Source organism: Brevibacillus sp. FSL K6-6036 (genome assembly GCF_037964015.1).
Lineage (GTDB): Bacteria > Bacillota > Bacilli > Brevibacillales > Brevibacillaceae > Brevibacillus > Brevibacillus borstelensis.
Window position 1 is genome coordinate 1,469,222 of record NZ_CP150173.1, and the last position, 18,342, is coordinate 1,487,563.

At 54.0% G+C, this 18,342-nt stretch carries 17 protein-coding genes; 15 read left to right on the forward strand and 2 right to left on the reverse strand.

Going from position 1 to position 18,342, the window contains the following annotated elements; all coding sequences use genetic code 11:
• Window positions 1-250: 250 nt before the first annotated feature.
• Window positions 251-610 (reverse strand): hypothetical protein, encoded by a 360-nt coding sequence (locus NST37_RS07400; protein ID WP_003387865.1) that lies wholly within the window; start codon window positions 608-610, stop codon window positions 251-253.
• 225 nt (window positions 611-835) lie between these two features.
• Between NST37_RS07400 and NST37_RS07405 the strand changes: the two genes are divergently transcribed.
• The 3 genes from NST37_RS07405 to mscL are packed head-to-tail and all read left to right on the forward strand — an operon-like array spanning window position 836 to window position 3,009.
• A complete protein-coding gene (locus tag NST37_RS07405; protein ID WP_039071112.1) occupies window positions 836-1,573 on the forward strand; it encodes a nucleoside hydrolase in 738 nt (245 codons plus the stop codon).
• A complete protein-coding gene (locus NST37_RS07410) occupies window positions 1,570-2,496 on the forward strand; it encodes a nucleoside hydrolase (RefSeq protein ID WP_003387863.1) in 927 nt (308 codons plus the stop codon). The genes NST37_RS07405 and NST37_RS07410 overlap by 4 nt, the downstream gene beginning before the upstream one ends.
• A 48-nt stretch (window positions 2,497-2,544) precedes the next feature.
• On the forward strand, window positions 2,545-3,009 hold the full coding sequence (gene mscL / locus NST37_RS07415) for a large conductance mechanosensitive channel protein MscL (RefSeq protein WP_003387862.1): 465 nt from the start codon (window positions 2,545-2,547) through the stop codon (window positions 3,007-3,009).
• A gap of 69 nt (window positions 3,010-3,078) precedes the next feature.
• Here mscL and NST37_RS07420 read toward each other — a convergent pair whose 3' ends face one another.
• Window positions 3,079-3,861 carry a YheC/YheD family protein gene (locus tag NST37_RS07420; protein ID WP_031932292.1) on the reverse strand — a complete coding sequence of 261 codons (783 nt, stop codon included), beginning with the start codon at window positions 3,859-3,861 and terminating at the stop codon, window positions 3,079-3,081.
• Between the two features lie 212 nt (window positions 3,862-4,073).
• Here NST37_RS07420 and NST37_RS07425 point away from each other — a divergent pair, with 212 nt between their 5' ends.
• The 12 genes from NST37_RS07425 to NST37_RS07480 all read left to right on the forward strand — a co-directional run bounded on the left by NST37_RS07425 (window position 4,074) and on the right by NST37_RS07480 (window position 18,298).
• On the forward strand, window positions 4,074-5,297 hold the full coding sequence (locus NST37_RS07425; RefSeq protein ID WP_339186517.1) for an anhydro-N-acetylmuramic acid kinase: 1,224 nt from the start codon (window positions 4,074-4,076) through the stop codon (window positions 5,295-5,297).
• Between the two features lie 23 nt (window positions 5,298-5,320).
• A complete protein-coding gene (locus NST37_RS07430) occupies window positions 5,321-6,874 on the forward strand; it encodes an ABC transporter substrate-binding protein (RefSeq protein WP_327956534.1) in 1,554 nt (517 codons plus the stop codon).
• Between the two features lie 63 nt (window positions 6,875-6,937).
• Window positions 6,938-7,879: an ABC transporter permease gene (locus tag NST37_RS07435; RefSeq protein ID WP_003387857.1), complete on the forward strand. Its 942-nt coding sequence runs from the start codon at window positions 6,938-6,940 to the stop codon at window positions 7,877-7,879.
• 15 nt (window positions 7,880-7,894) lie between these two features.
• Window positions 7,895-8,728, forward strand: coding sequence for an ABC transporter permease (locus NST37_RS07440; protein WP_003387856.1), 834 nt, complete (start codon window positions 7,895-7,897; stop codon window positions 8,726-8,728).
• A 13-nt stretch (window positions 8,729-8,741) separates the two neighbouring features.
• The gene (locus NST37_RS07445) at window positions 8,742-10,070 is read left to right on the forward strand and encodes a serine hydrolase domain-containing protein (RefSeq protein ID WP_172920930.1); all 1,329 of its coding nucleotides are present in this window, start codon (window positions 8,742-8,744) and stop codon (window positions 10,068-10,070) included.
• An 18-nt stretch (window positions 10,071-10,088) separates the two neighbouring features.
• Complete coding sequence (locus NST37_RS07450) at window positions 10,089-11,063, forward strand: ABC transporter ATP-binding protein (protein WP_003387854.1); 975 nt, start codon at window positions 10,089-10,091, stop codon at window positions 11,061-11,063.
• On the forward strand, window positions 11,060-12,022 hold the full coding sequence (locus tag NST37_RS07455; protein WP_003387853.1) for a dipeptide ABC transporter ATP-binding protein: 963 nt from the start codon (window positions 11,060-11,062) through the stop codon (window positions 12,020-12,022). The genes NST37_RS07450 and NST37_RS07455 overlap by 4 nt, the downstream gene beginning before the upstream one ends.
• A 37-nt stretch (window positions 12,023-12,059) precedes the next feature.
• Window positions 12,060-12,965: an N-acetylmuramic acid 6-phosphate etherase gene (gene murQ, locus NST37_RS07460; RefSeq protein ID WP_003387852.1), complete on the forward strand. Its 906-nt coding sequence runs from the start codon at window positions 12,060-12,062 to the stop codon at window positions 12,963-12,965.
• A 439-nt stretch (window positions 12,966-13,404) separates the two neighbouring features.
• Window positions 13,405-14,673, forward strand: a complete 1,269-nt coding sequence (locus NST37_RS07465) for a cation:dicarboxylase symporter family transporter (RefSeq protein WP_003387851.1) — start codon at window positions 13,405-13,407, stop codon at window positions 14,671-14,673.
• Window positions 14,674-15,019: 346 nt separating this feature from the next.
• Entirely contained in the window at window positions 15,020-15,973 is a 954-nt protein-coding gene (locus NST37_RS07470; RefSeq protein ID WP_003387850.1) for a Gfo/Idh/MocA family oxidoreductase, read from the forward strand.
• 211 nt (window positions 15,974-16,184) lie between these two features.
• The gene (locus NST37_RS07475) at window positions 16,185-16,814 is read left to right on the forward strand and encodes an NUDIX domain-containing protein (protein WP_031932297.1); all 630 of its coding nucleotides are present in this window, start codon (window positions 16,185-16,187) and stop codon (window positions 16,812-16,814) included.
• 218 nt (window positions 16,815-17,032) lie between these two features.
• Complete coding sequence (locus NST37_RS07480; protein WP_339186520.1) at window positions 17,033-18,298, forward strand: GNAT family N-acetyltransferase; 1,266 nt, start codon at window positions 17,033-17,035, stop codon at window positions 18,296-18,298.
• Window positions 18,299-18,342: the final 44 nt, after the last annotated feature.

Genomic DNA, 18,342 nt, shown 5'->3' on the forward strand with positions numbered 1-18,342 from the left:
GGGGAGTTCGTAACTTTGCAGCAGCGGCTCGAAACTGTGCAGGAGAGCCGCTCTATTTTTTTACGCTTTCACTGGATGATCTAGGTGATATTTCCTATAAATTCGCATAGCATAATCAGGAATAAAGAACTATAATGAAGCTATGTTATTCACGTGAATAATTCAGTACTACCCTCAATTGCCTGGCGAAAGCCAGGATTTTTTCGTTTATACAAGGTTGAGATAAAAAAATCTCCCACTGTCTCGGATGCTACTCCGGTAACGGGGAGGCTGTGTCGATTGGAGGCAGCGCGGGAAAAAAGCGTCCGGCGATCAATGCCTCAATCAATTCGTCGGTAGAGAGAGAAATTGTCAGGCCGGGGTCAGGAATATCTACGCGGAACAAGCCTGTCTCATGTATAAAATGGAGCGAGCCAGTCGGCGAAATCGAATAGAGCAAAAGATTCTGGCTGGATTTTCTGGATATTTTGACAAATTCTCTCAAAATTGAATAGAGTTCGCCCCAGACCGGCAGGTAGGGCTTCTTTTTATGCCGGAGCAATATTTCGACAAGCTGCTGCTGCAAGCAAACGAGCAATTCTTGTTGTGGGCTGGCTATTTTCAGGGACATGTAGAGGGCAAACTCCTTTTTTTGAAACTATGGATTAGTGTAAAAGATTGATTGTCAAGTTGCAAGCGTGGAAGAGCAGTCGGCCTGCAAGCGCTTCGATTCCGTGCATGCCTCGCGCTTCTTCGGCTTAGTGCATACTTCTGGCAGCAATGAGTGATGGCATTCAATTGACGGTTTTTTCAGATTCGATTAGGATTAGGAGCGAGTAGAAATCGAGGTGAAAGCATGCACACAGAGAAAAAGATGCTGCTGGTGACGGGAGAGGGAACAGACCATATTCCGGCGCTGCGGCTCGCTTTAGGTTCACCTGACATAGAGCTGACGGGCATTGTCTTTGGCGGGCCCAGTCAAACAGAGGCGATGAATCAGACAAGACAAGTGCTGGAGTCGGCAGGACAGAGCGGCCTGTTGCTGGCGCAAGCGGACCAAGGGGCGGAGCTGATTGTCCGGCAGGCAGACCTGCATAGAGGAGAGCTGATCCTGGTCACACTCGGTCCCCTGACAGAATTGGCCAAGGCCCTCCAAATGGACAAGGAACTGGCGAAAAAGTTTGCGGCCGTTATTGTAAAGGGAGGCGCAATCCGCGTACCGGGAAATGTCACCCCGATTGCCGAAGCGAACATGCATGCCGATCCGGAGGCTGCCGCGCTCGTCCTTGCTTCCAAGCTGCCGCTCCTCCTCGTTCCGCTCGATGCGACCTATGCGCTACATATGCGGATGGATGGGGGAAACAGTCTGGATGCATGTGCGGCAATGATGGCAGCGATCCATCCGGAAATAGCAGAGAGGCAGACACTGAAGATCTCCGTCGACTGCCAGAGCACGCTTTCCCGCGGCGCCCTGATAGCAGATCTCCGGGCGATTCCGCGTGTCGGGATTGACACGGAGGTGTGCCTCGATATTCAGACGGAGCCAGTCGTCAAACGTGCTATGGAAGTCATGGGGACGGGGGACAAGCAATGAAAAAAATAATACTTGATGTAGATACAGGAATCGACGACGCTCTCGCCATTTCCTACGCCGTTCATTCACCGGCGCTGGAGGTTTTGGGAATCACCACGACCTTTGGAAACATTACGGTGGAGGAAGCGACGCGAAATACCGTGCAAATTCTGGAGCTTTTGGGATACAGCCAGATACCGGTCTATGCGGGAGCCAAGCGGCCGCTGTTCCGCGAGCTGAAGGAAAAAGCCAAGCTGTTTCACGGAGAAAACGGCTTGGGTAACATCGAGCTTCCGCCGCCGCAAACGCCTGTACAGAAGCAAGAGGCATCGGCATTCATGATCGAACAGGCGAGGAGACACCCTGGCAAGCTGACGATCGTTACCGTGGGCAGCATGACAAACCTCGCCAAGGCGATCAGGGACGAGCCGGAAATGACTGCGCTGGTGGAGCGGGTCGTCGTGATGGGCGGAGCCGTGACAGTGCCGGGTAATCGGACGCCGGTGGCGGAGGCAAATATTTGTGCGGACCCGGAGGCGGCAGAGCTGGTCTTTCAGTCCGGCATTCCGGTGACGATGGTCGGCCTCGATGTGACGATGCAGACGCTTTTGACCAGGGAGCATCTGGCCTTGTGGCGCGAAAAGGGGACGGATGTTTCCCGCTTGTTTGCCGACATGTGCGAATTTTACATGAATGCCTACGCGCAGGTAGGGAATGTCCGGGGATGCGGGCTTCACGACCCGCTGGCTGTCGGGGTCGTCATTGATCCGACCTTTGTGACTGCCGTTCCGATGCATGTCTCAGTGGATACATCCGGCGGACTGTCGGATGCGCGAACCATTGGCGACAGGCGGAAGCATCCGGCTGCCGCCGCCAATGTCGACGTTTGCCTGGAAGTTGACCATGAGCGGTTCGTCGAACACTTTTTGCAAAATGTTTTCTGATAGAAGATAAGTACACTGCGTGTGAATGCACATGGAAAGGTGAGGCCGATGCTGAAAGAGTTTAAAGAGTTTGCTTTAAAGGGGAACGTCGTTGATCTGGCAGTCGGGGTTGTGATCGGAGCTGCTTTTGGCAAGATCGTAACATCCTTGGTTAACGACATCATCATGCCGGCAGTAGGTTTGCTGCTTGGCAAAGTGGATTTTTCCAACTTGTTCATCAGTTTGGACAGCAGAGACTTTGCGACTCTGAAAGAAGCCAAAGATGCGGGGGTTGCCACGATCAATTACGGCTTGTTTCTCAATACCGTCATCGACTTTCTGATTATCGCGTTCTCCATCTTTATTGTCGTGAAGCAGGTGAATCGTTTCCGCAAAAAGAACGAACCGGAAAAACCGCCTGTGACTACGAAAGAATGCCCGTTCTGCATCTCTTCCATTCCGATCAAGGCGACCCGGTGCCCGCAGTGCACATCGCCTTTGACCGAAATCGAGGCAAAAGCGGCGCAAGGATAACGGTAGAAAAACGATGAGAAAGCAAGACGGGCCAATAGCGCTATCGTCATTGCCGAGCTGGTCTCTCTTTTATCGAGAGGCCGGCTTTCTTTTTTTCAGGCGTGCACGTCTGGCCAAATACTGAGAGCGCAAACGCTTGATCAAACGGTAATACGTCTTGTCAGGCAGCTTCGCAAACAGGCCGTGAGAAGGAAAATCGAAATTCACTTCGATAATGGAGAGCCCGCCTTTTTTGTCTACTGCCCAATCAATCCCTATTTGAGACGAATGCTTGTATTTGTTAAAGTGGGAGCATACATGGTGACTCAATCGGATAAGCTCGCGTGTGACAGTGTTCACCTGCTCGCTTTTTACCGCCTGGGATTGTCGCAGTGCTTTGGGCACCGTGGTGACATAGCCGCCGCCCCGGGCGACATTGGTAATGACACTGTCAGGGCCGGCGACCTTTGCCAGCATGCCGGCGTATTGCCACTTCCCTGCCCCATTGCGCAGCATCATTACCCGGATGTCAAACGGCCGTCCATTTACCTCGGCCAGCGGAATCCCCTTTTGAATAATGTGCTTTCTATTGCCCACGCTCTGATTGACGATTGGTTTCAGTTCCCCCAGTGTCGAGGCGGTGACGGTCTGTCCGCGCTCCTTGACCCATGCATATCCGCTGTCGGTTTTCCATACCTTCATAATGCCTTTTCCCATATGTGTTGAACTCGGTTTGATGTAGACCGTATCGTACTTCTGAAGAAAGGAATCAAGCAGCGCCGGTTGGTACAAAGCCGTAGCAGGCAGATAGCCTCGAATGACCGGATGCCTGTCAAAAAATTTGTGCAGGCTCCACTTTGAAGAAGGAATCAAGCGTATGCCCTCCATTCATAGACAGTTCTCTTGATAGGATATACAGCAAGACCGGAAACTCCACTCTTTTTCTTGAAATATTATTTACTCTATTTCAATTGACCGTGGTAATTTTATTTCATATAATGAAAGCGATAACAGGATTGACTATTCCAAACATTCGTTAGAGAGGCAATTTCGTAAAGATAAGCAGGGTGAGAGTAGGTGAGATCATGAATCAAACTCCCAGGCTGCAAGACTATCGGAGCAGGAAGAAGCATGCGTTGATCGGATTGATGTCAGGGACTTCGCTGGATGGAGTCGATGCGGCGCTCGTGGAGATTCTGACGGACGACCGGGAAGAAATCGAGAGTGTGCGTCTGCAGAAATTTCATTATTTGCCGTATTCCGACGAGCTTCGCGAATGGGTAAAGAGCTTGTGCAGCGTTGATACAGCCCGTCTGGACAAATTGACGGCGGTACACTACGGACTTGCGGAATGGTACGCCCATGCTGTTCGCGAGCTTCTGAAAAAGGCGGATCTTTCCCCGGAGGCGATTGATGCAGTCTGCGTCCATGGGCAAACCGTCTGGCATATCGACAGGCCTGTGCCCTTTCCCGGGCCGGAGGGGATGACAAATGTCCGCGCTTCCCTGCAGATCGGCGAGCTGTCGACCTTGGCAGAGCGTACCGGAATCCCTGTAGTGGGGAATTTTCGGGCGAGGGATCTGGCAGCCGGAGGGGTGGGCGCTCCGCTCGTCCCCTATGCCGATTATGTGCTCTTCCGCCATTCGGAAAAAGGCCGCTTGCTGCAAAATATCGGGGGGATTGCCAATGTGACGGTACTTCCTGCCGGAGCGGCTATTCAGGAAGTGACAGCTTTTGATATCGGTCCGGGGAACATGGTGATCGACGAGATCATCCAGCTCCTGACGGACGGAAAACTTCGCTATGACGAGAGCGGAGCGATGGCGGCAGGCGGAACAGTGTCTTCCGAGCTGCTCTCGGGCTTGTTGTCTGACCCCTATTACCGGCTCGCACCGCCCAAAAGCACCGGGCGGGAAGTGTACGGCAAAGCATTTGCTGCCCGGTTGTGCAGTGATGCAAGGGCGCTCGGCCTCTCCGCAGAGGATATCGCAGCTACCGCAACGGCGCTGACGGCAGCTTCTATCGCGGATGCGTACCGCCATTTTGTGTTTCCCCATGCCCGGGTTCACGAGGTGATCGTGTCTGGAGGAGGAGCGCATAACAAGACGCTGCTTCGCATGCTCCGGGACGAACTGCCCGATGGTATCGCGCTGACGACAGCGCAGGCGTACGGGGTGCCGGACGATGCCAAGGAAGCAATCGCCTTCGCTGTATTGGGACATGAAACCTTGATGGGCCGCCCGAGCAATGTACCGTCGGTAACCGGCGCGAAACGGGCAGTCCCATTAGGCAATATCTGTTTGTATTAACCGAAACTCAGGGGGTAAAAAACGTGAAAAAGAGAGTGTTGGCAAGTTTTTTCCTGTCGCTGTCCCTTATGCTTTCAGCCTGTTCGGGAGGCGGGAGCGCACCTGCAGGCGATTCCAAGCCGAGGTCCGAGGGAGCATCCCAGACTGAAGGAAAATCGGAATTGATCGTCGCGGTCGATCAGGAGCCGGTCGGGTACGATCCGCACAAGGTGCCTGCGGCCTCCAGTGCACGCGTTTACTCATTGGTTTATGACAGCCTGACCAAGCTGGACGCCAATCTCGATCTCGTCCCGGGGCTGGCGGAATCATGGGAAACGGCTCCCGACGGAAAGAGCATTACCTTCCATCTGAGAAAGGGTGTCAAGTTCCACAACGGACAAGAGATGACCGCGGAGGACGTAAAGTACACCTTTGAGCGCATTTTGAATCCGGACACCGGTTCGATCGCCAAATCGTACTTCGCCAGTGTCGATACGATCGAGGTGCCGGACCCTGCAACAGTCGTCTTCAAGCTGAAAACCCCTGATGCGGCTTTCCTGACCAATGCGTCCGCGTCCTCGGCTTCCATCGTTCCGAAGGGATCGACTGATCTGACGAAGGAAGCCAATGGCACCGGACCGTTCATCCTGGAAAAAAGCGAGCCTGGACAGTATGTCCTGCTGAAGAAAAACCCGGACTACTTTAACAAGGAATTGCCAAAGGTAGACGCGATCAAGTTTCAGATCATGAAGGATGAGGCAGAGCGCATGGCTGCCATTCGCGCCGGCAAAATCGACATCAGCGCTGTATCGGCGGATTCGGCGAAGCTTCTCGAGGGCAAGCCGGGCATCCAGATCAAGAGCTACCAGTCTCTGGAGTACAGCTATCTCGGTATCAACGTGAAGAAAAAGCCTTTTGACGATCCGCGTGTCCGTCAGGCCATCAGTTATGCCGTAGACCGCAATCAAATCGTGCAAACCGTATGGAAGGGCGAGGCATCCGTGACCGGGCCGATCGCACCGGCACTGACCAGCTGGGCGCTTGATCCGTCCAGCTATCCAAGCTACACGCCGAATGTGGAAAAGGCAAAGCGGCTGCTTGCAGAAGCGGGGTATCCAAACGGCTTTGACACGATCATTGAAACAGCTTCTACTTACCCGGACATGGTTGAGTCGGCGCAAATCATTCAGCAGCACTTAAAAGCGATTGGCATCAACGCGAAAATCAACCAACTGGAGTGGGGCAACTACATCGACACCTGGAAATCCAAAGATATGAACATGATGGTCGGCCGCAATACATCCGGCGTGGACTCCGACCGTTCGATGCGCTACTTCTTCTCGACTACAGGATCGGCGAACGTCTGGAATTACTCCAACCCGAAATACGATGAGCTCGTTCAAAAGGCGCTGGAGACGGTCGATGTGCAAGAACGCAAGAAATTGTATGACGAAGCGCAAAAGCTGCTGGTAGAAGACGCACCAAACCTGTTCCTGGCTTCTCCGAAAAACTTTTACGCGGTCCGCGACAACGTCGATTTTTCGCCGACGGCAGCGGGCGAATCCACCGCGTTGGTGAGAGCATCGGTGAAGAAGTAAGTGAGATAGGGAGGGAGTCGGGGAGACGATCTCTCCGATTTCTTCTTTTGTGGAGGGGTATCTATGGGAAGTTACCTGATCAAACGAATCATTAGCTTGATTCCCATCCTTGTCGGCATTTCGATCCTCGTTTTTACGATCCTCCATCTCGTTCCGGGCGATCCGGCGTCGATCATGCTCGGGACGGAAGCGACCCCGGAGGCAGTCGCCGTCCTGCGAGCGGAGATGGGGCTGGATAAACCGCTCATAAGCCAGTACCTGCACTGGGCCGGCGGACTTTTGCAAGGGGATTTCGGTGTTTCAGTGCACACCGGCGAAGAAATTTTGCCGCAGATTCTCAAGCGGTTCTTGATTACGCTGCAATTGACGATTATGGCGGTTGTGATCGGCTGGACCCTGGCCATTCCGTTCGGCATCCTGTCGGCGATTCGCTCTCACTCCAAAACGGACAAGGTGATTCGCATTTTGACCTTGCTCGGGATTTCGGTTCCCAACTTTGCCATCGGTACGCTTTTGCTGCTCGGCCTGTCGCTGTATTTCAACTGGTTTCCGCCGATCGATGTGGTCCACTTTTGGGATGATCCGGCAGAGGCATTCAAAGTGTTTATCCTCCCGGCGGTTACGATGGGAATCGTCGTCGCTGCCGGCGTGATGCGGATGACCCGTTCCGCCTTTATGGAAACGATGGACAAAGATTTCATCCGCACCGCTCGTGCCAAAGGAAACAGTCAATGGACCGTGGTAATGGGGCATGCGCTGCGAAATTCCTCCATCCCTATCGTTACGATTGCCGGTATGCAGATCGGCTACCTATTGGGCGGGTCGGTCATTGTCGAACAGCTGTTTTCCATACCGGGACTGGGGCAGTATGTCCTGGATGGCATTTACCAGCGGGATTATCCTGTCGTACAGGGAGGCGTCCTGTTCGTCGCTTTGGTGTTCGTCTTGGTTAATCTGATCATCGACCTGATTTACACCTGGATTGATCCGCGAATCAAGTATTGACAAGGGGAATGCGACATGCGCACATTTCGAAGACGCTTTTTTGAGAACAAAACAGCAGTCGTCTGTCTGATCGTCCTGCTGCTGCTCGCTCTGGCCGCTGCCTTCGCTCCCGTATTGTCTCCATACGATCCGACGCAGATGTTTCAGGATCATCGCATGGAGGGCAGCTCCGGCGAATTTATTCTCGGCACGGATCAATTCGGCAGAGACATTATGAGCCGGATCATCTACGGAGCCAGAGTCTCGCTGATGGTGGGAATTTCCTCGGTGCTGGTCAGCGTCGCTTTTGGCACGCTGTTTGGATTGATCGCCGGTTACTTTGGCCGCTGGATTGACGGATTGGTGATGCGTGTAATGGACGTGCTGTTTGCTTTTCCGGAAATTTTGCTTGCTTTGGCGATCGTGGCCGCGCTTGGGCCAGGGGCCTTCAATACCATTTTGGCGATCGGAATTGTCAATATTCCGATCTTTACGCGAACGGTCCGGGGAGCAGTCCTATCGATCAAAAATCAGGAGTACGTGGAAAGCGCAAGGGCTATCGGCGCCAGTACGCCGCGCATTTTGTTTCTGGAAATTTTCCCGAATGTAACGGCACCGCTGCTGGTCCAGGCATCCCTCGCTATCTCGGGTGCGATTTTGACAGAATCGGCGCTCAGCTTTCTCGGTCTCGGCATTCAGCCGCCAGACCCTTCGTGGGGCGGAATGATCTCGGAAGCGCGCCGCTATATGGAGCTGGCGCCGGGAATGATCATCTGGCCGTGCGTGGCAATGACGATCACCATCCTTTCCTGCAATATGTTTGGGGACGCTGTGCGCGATATTCTCGACCCGCGCCACCGCGGCAAGTAACGGAGGGACGAAGATGAGTCACGATCAGCTCGAATCTGCCTTGCGAGAGCGTTTGAAACAAAATCTGGAGTCGGGCATCAGCCAAGGGATTTTCCCGGGGGGAATAGCCACTCTTGCCAGAGACGGTCTTCCTGCCATAACCGTAGCGGTCGGGAAGACAGAGGGTGCACAGGACGAGCAGGAGCAGGCATTCGGCTCGGTAGAAGAGCCGAACATGACAAGCTCTGCAAGCCCCGCAGATTCATCCAAGCACGGAGACGGGAAAAAAGACGGCATCGAGGTCGATGCCAACACCATGTATGACATGGCTTCGCTGACGAAGGTGATGGTTGCGCTGCCGCTCGTTCTTCTCAGCGTACAGGAAGGCAGGCTGTCGCTGACAGATTCCGTCACCCGCCATCTCCCGGAGCTGGAAGAGGGGACGGATGCAACAACGAAACGCAAGATCACGCTGCTGCATCTATTGACCCATACTTCCGGCCTCCCCGCTTGGCGCCCCTTTTTCCTCTATGCCCGCGGCGTCAAGGAGTACCTGCGGCTGATCGCGGCTGAGGCGATGACGGGGACGCCCGGCAAACAGGTCGTCTACAGCGATCTTGGCTTCATGCTGCTTGGCTTTATCCTGGAGCGGGCATGGGATGAGCCGCTAGATCAATTGGCCCAGCGGCTTATCTTTCAACCGAGCGGGATGACCCGTACCTGCTATCTGCCCTTGCAGCATGACGGCCTGGATGTGAGCGCAATCGCACCGACGGAGAACGGCAATGCATATGAGCAGGACATGGCAAGGCAGCAGTTGATCCAGGAGGAAGCGCTCGGACTGCCGTCCGCCCGTGAGCTGTCGGAGCGTCTGGCTTGCTTTGACTGGCGGAGAGGAATCATCCGGGGATCGGTGCATGACTGCAACGCATATCACGGCCTCGACGGCGTCAGCGGCCACGCCGGGCTGTTTTCCACCAGCGCGGATACGGAACGGTACATGCGCATCTGGACTTCAAACGAGTCGCCCGTGCGGATCGATCCCGTCCTGCGAGCCACGGCAGTCCGCTCCCATACGGGTGAGCTTGCACCGATGAGAGCGCTGGGGTGGGAAGCATCCGCGACGGGGGGCACGCTGGAGCAGATGGCTGCAGGCTGCACAGGCGGCGATGTCCTCTCCAGCCAAGCCTTTGGCCACACGGGATTTACCGGAACATCGATCTGGCGTGATCCGGCCAGAGGCGCGACGCTGATCATCCTGACAAACCGGGTCCATCCGACTGTCAGCAGCCTGATCGGTCCGTGGAGGCGCTCTGTCTGCAATCAGCTGTTTTCCCTAATCGGGACGGCAGGCTCATCCTGAGCAAAAGGAGGAAGAACAATGGCTGCCATGCTACACATCGATCAATTACGTACATCCTTTGCCCAATCGGGTAAGAGCCTGACGATCATCGACGGTGTCAGTCTGACTGTCCAAGCCGGAGAAACCGTGGGAATCGTCGGGGAATCCGGCTGCGGAAAAAGCGTCACCAGTCTGTCGATCATGCGCCTTTTGGGCAAAAATGCAGAAATGACCGGAAGCATACGCTTTGAAGGGAAGGAGCTTTTGACGCTGTCAGAAAAGGAAATGCAAAAGATCCGCGGCAACGAGATCGCGATGATCTTCCAGGAGCCGATGACGTCGCTCAATCCGCTCCAGACGATCGGAAAACAGATCGGCGAGCCGCTCCGGCGCCATCTCGGACTCTCCAAGCAAGCAGCAAAGGAGAGAGCGGTCCAGTTGCTCAGGGAAGTCGGGATTCCCCGCGCGGAAGAGATCGTCGGCGAGTACCCGCACCAGTTGTCCGGAGGGATGCGGCAGCGGGTGATGATTGCGATGGCGATGGCTTGCTCGCCCAAGCTGTTGATCGCCGATGAACCGACGACAGCGCTCGATGTAACCATCCAGGCGCAAATCCTTGAGCTGATGAAAAAGGTGAGGGCGGAAAACCATACTTCGATTGTGTTGATTACCCACGACCTGGGCGTCGTAGCCGAGATGTGCCATCGGGTCATCGTCATGTACGCCGGACAAATCGTGGAGGAAGCGGAAGTTACGAAGCTGTTCGAGGAGCCGAAGCACCCCTATACAAAAGGGCTGTTGAATTCCATGCCGAGCGTCAGTGTGGATGCGGAGCGGCTGGAGGCGATTCCGGGCTCGGTGCCGCTGCTGCACGAGATGCCGGCGGGCTGCCGTTTCGCTCCGCGCTGTTCCCACGTGATGGACATTTGCCGGGAACAAAACCCGCAGCTTCTTCCTGTCGAGGGCGGTCAAAAGTGCCGATGCTGGCTGTATCAGGAGGGGGATGAGCGATGACGAAGCCGCTCTTGGAAATCAAATCGCTGACGAAGCATTTTGTCAGCAAAAAAGGCTTTTTCGGACAAGAAAAAGTGGTCCGCGCGGTCGACGGCGTTGACTTGACGATCTATCCCGGCGAGACGGTCAGTATTGTCGGAGAGTCGGGATGCGGCAAATCAACGACCGGACGATGCATACTCCGGCTGATCGAACCGACCGCGGGGGAGGTTTTTTTCGAGGGACGGGATATTTGCAAGCTGAGCCCGGCTGACCTCAGAGGGGTGCGCCGCGATATGCAGCTGGTGTTCCAGGACCCGTTTGCCTCGCTCAACCCGCGCAAGACAGTCGGGCGGATTTTGGAAGACCCGCTGATCGTCCACGGAATCGGAACGGCCCAGGAGCGGCAAAAACGGGTAGAAGAAATCATCGAGATCGTCGGCTTGTCCAAGCAGCATCTCAGCCGCTTCCCGCATGAATTTTCCGGCGGGCAAAGGCAGCGGATCGGGATTGCCCGGGCTTTGATCCTGCGGCCAAAACTGATTGTCGCCGACGAGCCGGTATCCGCTCTCGACGTGTCCATTCAGGCGCAAATCCTCAATCTGATGCAGGATTTGCAAAAGGAATTTCAGTTGACCTATTTGTTTATTTCCCACGATTTGAGCGTTGTTCGGCATATATCGGACCGTGTGGCGGTCATGTATTTGGGCAGAGTGGTGGAAGTGGCTGACAAGGAGTCCTTGTACCGGAATCCTACTCACCCGTATACCCAGGCACTGCTGTCCGCTGTGCCGGTTCCCGATCCGAAAAGGGAGCTGCAGCGCATCATCCTGGAGGGAGACTTGCCCAGTCCGTCCAATCCGCCAGCCGGATGCACGTTTCACCCGCGCTGCCGATCCTGCATGGATGTGTGCAGAAGCGAAATCCCGCTGCTCAGACAAAAGGAAGAAGGGCATTGGGTCTCATGCCATCTGGAGTAAAAGACGCAAATAGGAGAGCAGGGGAGGAGCGAACGGGATGCTGGAGAACTTGAAAGAACTTGTGACAGAAGGAAAAAACGAAAGGACGAGGGACCTGGATCAACTGCCTGTGCGCGAAATTTTGCAGGTGATGAACGACGAGGACAAAAAGGTGCCCTACGCGGTTGAGGACGTCCTCGATCAAGTGGCGGACGCAGTTGAGATCATCGTCGATTCGCTGCAAAACGGGGGACGCCTGTTTTACTTTGGCGCCGGGACGAGCGGCCGTCTGGGCATCCTGGACGCGTCGGAGTGTCCGCCCACATTCGGTACGGACCCCGAGCTGATCCAGGGGGTTATCGCCGGAGGACCTTCGGCGATGATCAGGGCGGTAGAAGGAGCGGAAGACTCCGAGGAGCTCGGCGAGGAAGACATTCACAAATACAACGTGACAGGAAAAGATGTTGTTGTGGGCATAGCCGCCAGCGGCCGTACGCCTTATGTGATCGGAGCGCTCCGGGCAGCACAGACGATCGGAGCGAGGACGATTTCGCTGTCCTGCAATGAGACAGCGCTGATCGATGGCGGAGTCGATGTCTCCATCAATGTTGTTGTCGGGCCGGAGGTCGTAACCGGGTCTACCCGGCTCAAGGCAGGCTCAGCGCAAAAGCTGGTACTGAACATGCTGACGACAGCAACGATGATTCGGCTCGGGAAAGTATACGGCAACCTGATGGTCAACGTCCAGGCGACCAATCAAAAGCTGCGGGAGAGGGTCAAGCGAATCGTGATGGAGGTCACGGGTGTCACATACGAGGAAGCCGGACGGCTGGCCGAGCTGGCCAACGGAGACGCGAAAGCCGCCATTTTGATGAAGCTGACCGGATCGAACAGGGAAGAGGCGCTGCAGCTGCTCGAACAGACCAATGGGAGAATTCGCGACGCCATCCGCCTGTACGGATAAGAGATGTAGCAGTCACCGTTGCCGAAAAATGTAACAGGAATGTGCTGTATACAATTGTTTTCGATAGATAGGAACCAAACCGGAGGGGAGACCGCTCCGGTTTTTTGCGTTTTCCAGGAAGAAGTTAGTTCAAAAATATTCAGTAGAGTTTAATCATAATGAAATTATAGAAAATAAATAAGAATACAAAAAACGCGGATTTTGTCAAAGTTATGCTATGATAACCTAGCGAAAAATATATAGATCAACCATGTAATTTTCAGTACCATCCAAAAGATACCAGAAAGCAGTGTCGAAAGTGCAAAAAGGAATTTCTTTACATTGAGAAAAAAAACCCGTGTCTGCTACTATAATATTGTTACTTCGACAAATTTCGACAATTCCTTGTCGATTTTGTACTGATATATACACAATTACGAAAGGACAGCGAGGTGTCAGGATGAAACGATTCGGGTTAGCCATTCAAATTGTAATCGGTCTATTCCTTGGTATTCTGGTAGGTGCTATCTTTTACGGCAATCCTGCGGTGGCGAGCTACCTGCAGCCGATTGGCGACATCTTTATCCGGCTGATTAAAATGATCGTCGTTCCGATCGTCATCTCCACGTTGATCGTCGGGGTTGCTGGTGTGGGAGACATCAAAAAGCTGGGGAAGATCGGCGGAAAAACGATATTGTATTTTGAAATCGTTACCACGATTGCGATTATTGTCGGTCTTGTTGCAGCGAACCTGTTCCATCCCGGTGTCGGGGTTGACATGACGAATCTTGCCAAAACCGATATCCACCAATATGTGGAGACGGCTGAATCGACGCAAAGCCACAGCTTTGTTGATACCTTCGTCAATATCGTGCCGAAAAACGTATTCGAATCGATTGTCAAAGGCGATATGCTGGCGATTATCTTCTTCTCCGTCCTGTTTGGACTCGGGGTTGCCGCTGCCGGAGAAAAGGGTCAACCTGTTCTTCGATTCTTCCAGGGTGTGGCGGACGCCATGTTCTGGGTCGTCAACACAATCATGAAGTTCGCGCCGTTCGGTGTTTTCGCATTGATTGGCGTAACCGTTTCCAAATTCGGTCTGTCGTCCCTTGTTCCGCTCGGGAAGCTGGTCATTTTGGTACACCTGACGATGCTGTTCTTCATTGTGGTCGTTCTCGGTGTCATTGCACGCATGAGCGGGATTTCGATCTTTTCCATTATCAAGATCTTGAAGGACGAGCTTCTTCTGGCCTATTCTACGGCCAGTTCGGAGTCGGTGCTTCCGAAGATCATGGAAAAGATGGAGCGCCTTGGCTGTCCGAAAGCCATCACGTCATTCGTCATTCCGACGGGCTACTCGTTCAACCTGGACGGCTCCACGCTCTATCAGGCGCTGGCGGCTTTGTTTATCGCGCAGATGTATGGCATTCACATGCCGATCAGTGCGCAAATTACACTGATGCTGGTATTGATGGTCACCTCGAAGGGGATTGCGGGCGTGCCTGGAGTATCCTTCGTCGTACTGCTTGCGACCCTTGGCTCTGTCGGCATTCCCCTTGAAGGTCTTGCCTTCATCGCGGGAATCGACCGTCTGCTGGACATGGCTCGCACAGTGGTCAACGTTGTCGGCAACTCTCTTGCCGCTGTCGTTATCTCCCGCTGGGAAGGGCAGTTTGACCAGGCAAAAGCAAAAGAATACATCCGTGAAGCCACATCCAAGGTGGCGTAAAACGGTCAAAGGGCCCCTCGCCGGAATCATCAGGCGAAAGGGCCCTTTTTTGTTGTATCATGAAGTGAGGACTACGCAGAAATTGACCGGAGAGAAGAGCAATTTTCGCGAAGCGCTCCAAAGGCCGCTAACGGTACGATAAAGACATTTGCCGGAGCACATCGGCAGGGAAGGCGGTCAAAGCGCATGACTGCGCAAACGCATCTGTATTTTTTGTGTATGCGAAAAAAGCGAGAAATCCGAGTGCAGCAAACATGCAATAGGGAGGATTGGAAATAACTGGCACGTTGGAAGTCCCGCCTGCCTTGTGCCAGAGAACAAAAAGTCGGAAAAGAGGGATTTTTTTATGAAGGAACGCTACTCAGTTGGAATCATTGGTTCCGGAGTGATGGGGGAGCGTCTTATGCACGCAATGAATACCCATGAACGCTTCACGGTGGCGGCAGTTTGTGATGCCGCTTCGCAGCGTGCCCGAGAAGTGGCAGACCGCTTCGGCATCGCAGCTTGGCATACAGACCATCGGCTATTGCTCCGTGAAGCGGAGCTCGATCTTGTTTACATAGCAGTTCCACCTAAATTTCACCATCCGATTGGCTTGGACGTGCTTGCCGCAGGGAAGCATTTGCTGTGCGAAAAGCCCTTGGCGAACTCGGTTCAGGAAGGAAAAGAGATGCTGCGGGCGGCAACTGAGGCTGGTGTTATCCACGCCATGAATTTTCCGCTCTTCTATCGTCCGATTTTTCCCGAGCTGAAGCGGAGACTGGCGGAGATCGGAAGCGTGCGCAGGGTGGACATCGTCACTCATTTCCATCAGTGGCCGCGTCCTTGGCAGCAGACAGCATGGCTTTCCGGCCGGGAGCAGGGCGGCTTTGTCCGCGAAGTGCTGCCGCACTTTCTCCACCTGACCTATGCACTCTTGGGCCGCTGCGAAGTAGTTCGCTCTGATGTGGACTACCCGGAAAACCAGGAGCTATGTGAAACGGGTATTTCCGCGCTGCTTCGTCTCCCGGACGGAACGCCCGTCACGATTAATGGCCTCGCAGGCATCGCTCATGAGGAGCATTTGGCTTATACGGTCTACGGTACAAAAGGGACGCTGTCTGTGAAAAACTGGAGCACGCTGCTGGCAGGGGGGATGGGCCAGCCGCTGGAAGAAGTCCAGGTGCCGGATCAGGATCGCATGCACCTGCTGCTCGATGAGCTGGCGAATGCGCTGGATGGAAAAGAGGCGAGACTGATCGGCTTTGATACCGGACTCGTGGTCCAGGAAGCCTTGGAGGCCTTGCATGGAAAAGAATAAACCGCTCTATATGCGTGTTCCGGCCCGATAGATTGTCAGCCAGAGGCACATCACGCAGGATGAAAATGTCAAGTCCGAACGGATCGAAGCCCGGGCCGCGCAGTAGTTGAGAACGTCGGAGCGATGACACAGATTTGCATTTGCAGCCGGTTTTGGGAAGCTTGCCGGGATTGCAACGCAGGAAGCAAATTGTTCGATTGAGGTGAACAAAGTGAAGGAAGAAACGCTGGATATTTTTGATGACAAAGGGCAATGGATCGGTACGGAAGCGCGCAGTGAAGTGCATCGGCTCGGACTGTGGCATCAGACGTTTCACTGTTGGATATACCGCCGGGAGAAAGAGCGGGTCTACCTGCTATTTCAAAAACGCCATCCTCAGAAGGACACCTCGCCAAACAAGCTGGATATCACTTCGGCGGGCCATCTGCTTGCCGGTGAAGGGCCGAGGGACGGCGTGCGTGAGCTGGAGGAAGAGCTGGGACTGGCTGTCTCGTATGAGAGCTTGCAGCATATTGGAGTCATACGGGATGTTTCCGGTGAGCCGGGCATTGTCGACAGGGAGATTTGCCACGTGTACGGATATGAATCCGACCAGCCCTTGGAAGCGTACCAGATCCAGCAGGAGGAGCTGACCGGCTTGCTCTGGATTCGGCTTGATGAGCTGATGAGATTGTTGAACGGCGAGATTTCTTCGGTTCGAGCGAGCGGATTCGTCTGCGACGAAGACGGAAGCGTCTCTGGAGTAAGCCAAGAGGTGGGGATGGCAGACCTGGTCGCTCATGAGAAAAGCTACTATCAGACAGTGTTCAAGGCGATCAGAAAACTGGCCGGCACATCATAAAAACAGGCTGCACGGCAACATGAAGGGGCCCCGGTTTGTCTACCGGGATGCCCTTTTATCCATTCGGCTGCTCCAATAGCGAGCATTGTGAGAGTGGCAGCGGTTCGAGAGCGGGCGATACAAAGCCCGATTGTCTCTTTTTTCTTGCCAGAAGATGGAAGCATTCAGTAAAATATTTTTTATCAGATGTATCGCAACTGAAAAAAGGGAAGCGGGGGATGATGCCGGTGGAAGAAATCCGCGTATTGAAGCCTTCCGAAGCGGAGGGATTCGTCAGAATAGTCGGAATGGCATATCCGAGACAGGAAATGCAAGTGCCGGATATGAAGGAACGCTGGATCAATCGGATTCGCGAAAGCATGCAGGAGGATCCGGGGGTTTCCTTTGTCGGCTGTTTTCGCGACAACCGGATGGTCGGTGTGATGAAATGGTTCGATTTTCACATGAATGTTCATGGAAAACGGCTGCTCACCGGAGGGATCGGTACCGTCGCTGTTGACCTGCTGCACAAAAAGGAGAAAATAGCCAAATCGATGCTGCTCCATTTTTTGCGGGCATACCGTGATCGTGGCGTCAGTCTCGTCTCCCTTTATCCGTTCCGAGTCGATTTTTACAAACAGATGGGCTTCGGAGCCGGAACCAAAATGAATGAATACCGGGTTTCTCCTCTGGACCTGCCTGCCGGGAGCAAGCAGGACGTCATTGCTCTGTCCAAGGAGGACCGCGCTGATATCCTGGGGAGCTACAACCGCTATGCCGCGAAAACCCACGGGATGATCGAAAAGACGGCACGCGAGCTGGATGCCTTTCTGGATCGGCCGGAGCATATCGCCTTTGGCTGCCGAAAGGATGGACAGCTAAGCGGCTATCTGGTCCTGCAGTTTAAACAGGTCAGCCAGGAAAATGCCAGCATCCACGATTTGCACGTCAAGGAGTTTATCTGTGAAACGCCGGAGGCCATGCGTGGACTTCTCGCCTTTTTGCGCAGCCAAGCCGACCAGGTCAGGCGCTGCATCTTTTATACCCAGGAAGAAGATTTTCACTTTCTGCTCGCCGATCCGGGAAACGGCTCTGACCGTCTGATCCCCTTCTACTATCATGAAAGCCATGCGTCCGGTGTCGGGCTGATGTATCGAATGATTGATGTAGCGGGTTATTTTCGTCAAATGGCGGATCACCGTATGGGAAGGGAAAGCTGCACGCTTACCTTTCATATTCGCGACAGCTTTCTGCCGGATAATGAAAAGGGTTATACCATCTGCTTTCGCGACGGGTTGCCCGGGCTACTTCCGGAAACGCCCGCACAAGCCGACGCGGAAGTATCACTCGATATCTCCGATTTTTCTTCGCTTGTCATGGGGGCAGTCCGCTTTCACAGCTTATACCAGTACGGGCTGGCCCATTTGTCGCGGCCCGAATACGTAGAGGTGATAGACCGGTTGTTTGCCGTCCCTTGCAAGCCACGCTGTACGACCGGTTTTTAGGTCGAATCAATTCTACCTTCTCTTCATATAGTGGCAGTAAAAGG

Bases quoted from the DNA above. Each gene is read 5' to 3' on its own strand.
- NST37_RS07400 (WP_003387865.1), bottom strand. From the start codon at position 610: ATGTCCCTGAAAATAGCCAGCCCACAACAAGAATTGCTCGTTTGCTTG.
- NST37_RS07405 (WP_039071112.1), top strand. From the start codon at position 836: ATGCACACAGAGAAAAAGATGCTGCTGGTGACGGGAGAGGGAACAGAC.
- NST37_RS07410 (WP_003387863.1), top strand. From the start codon at position 1,570: ATGAAAAAAATAATACTTGATGTAGATACAGGAATCGACGACGCTCTC.
- mscL (WP_003387862.1), top strand. From the start codon at position 2,545: ATGCTGAAAGAGTTTAAAGAGTTTGCTTTAAAGGGGAACGTCGTTGAT.
- NST37_RS07425 (WP_339186517.1), top strand. From the start codon at position 4,074: ATGAATCAAACTCCCAGGCTGCAAGACTATCGGAGCAGGAAGAAGCAT.
- NST37_RS07435 (WP_003387857.1), top strand. From the start codon at position 6,938: ATGGGAAGTTACCTGATCAAACGAATCATTAGCTTGATTCCCATCCTT.
- NST37_RS07440 (WP_003387856.1), top strand. From the start codon at position 7,895: ATGCGCACATTTCGAAGACGCTTTTTTGAGAACAAAACAGCAGTCGTC.
- NST37_RS07445 (WP_172920930.1), top strand. From the start codon at position 8,742: ATGAGTCACGATCAGCTCGAATCTGCCTTGCGAGAGCGTTTGAAACAA.
- NST37_RS07450 (WP_003387854.1), top strand. From the start codon at position 10,089: ATGGCTGCCATGCTACACATCGATCAATTACGTACATCCTTTGCCCAA.
- NST37_RS07455 (WP_003387853.1), top strand. From the start codon at position 11,060: ATGACGAAGCCGCTCTTGGAAATCAAATCGCTGACGAAGCATTTTGTC.
- murQ (WP_003387852.1), top strand. From the start codon at position 12,060: ATGCTGGAGAACTTGAAAGAACTTGTGACAGAAGGAAAAAACGAAAGG.
- NST37_RS07465 (WP_003387851.1), top strand. From the start codon at position 13,405: ATGAAACGATTCGGGTTAGCCATTCAAATTGTAATCGGTCTATTCCTT.
- NST37_RS07470 (WP_003387850.1), top strand. From the start codon at position 15,020: ATGAAGGAACGCTACTCAGTTGGAATCATTGGTTCCGGAGTGATGGGG.
- NST37_RS07480 (WP_339186520.1), top strand. From the start codon at position 17,033: ATGATGCCGGTGGAAGAAATCCGCGTATTGAAGCCTTCCGAAGCGGAG.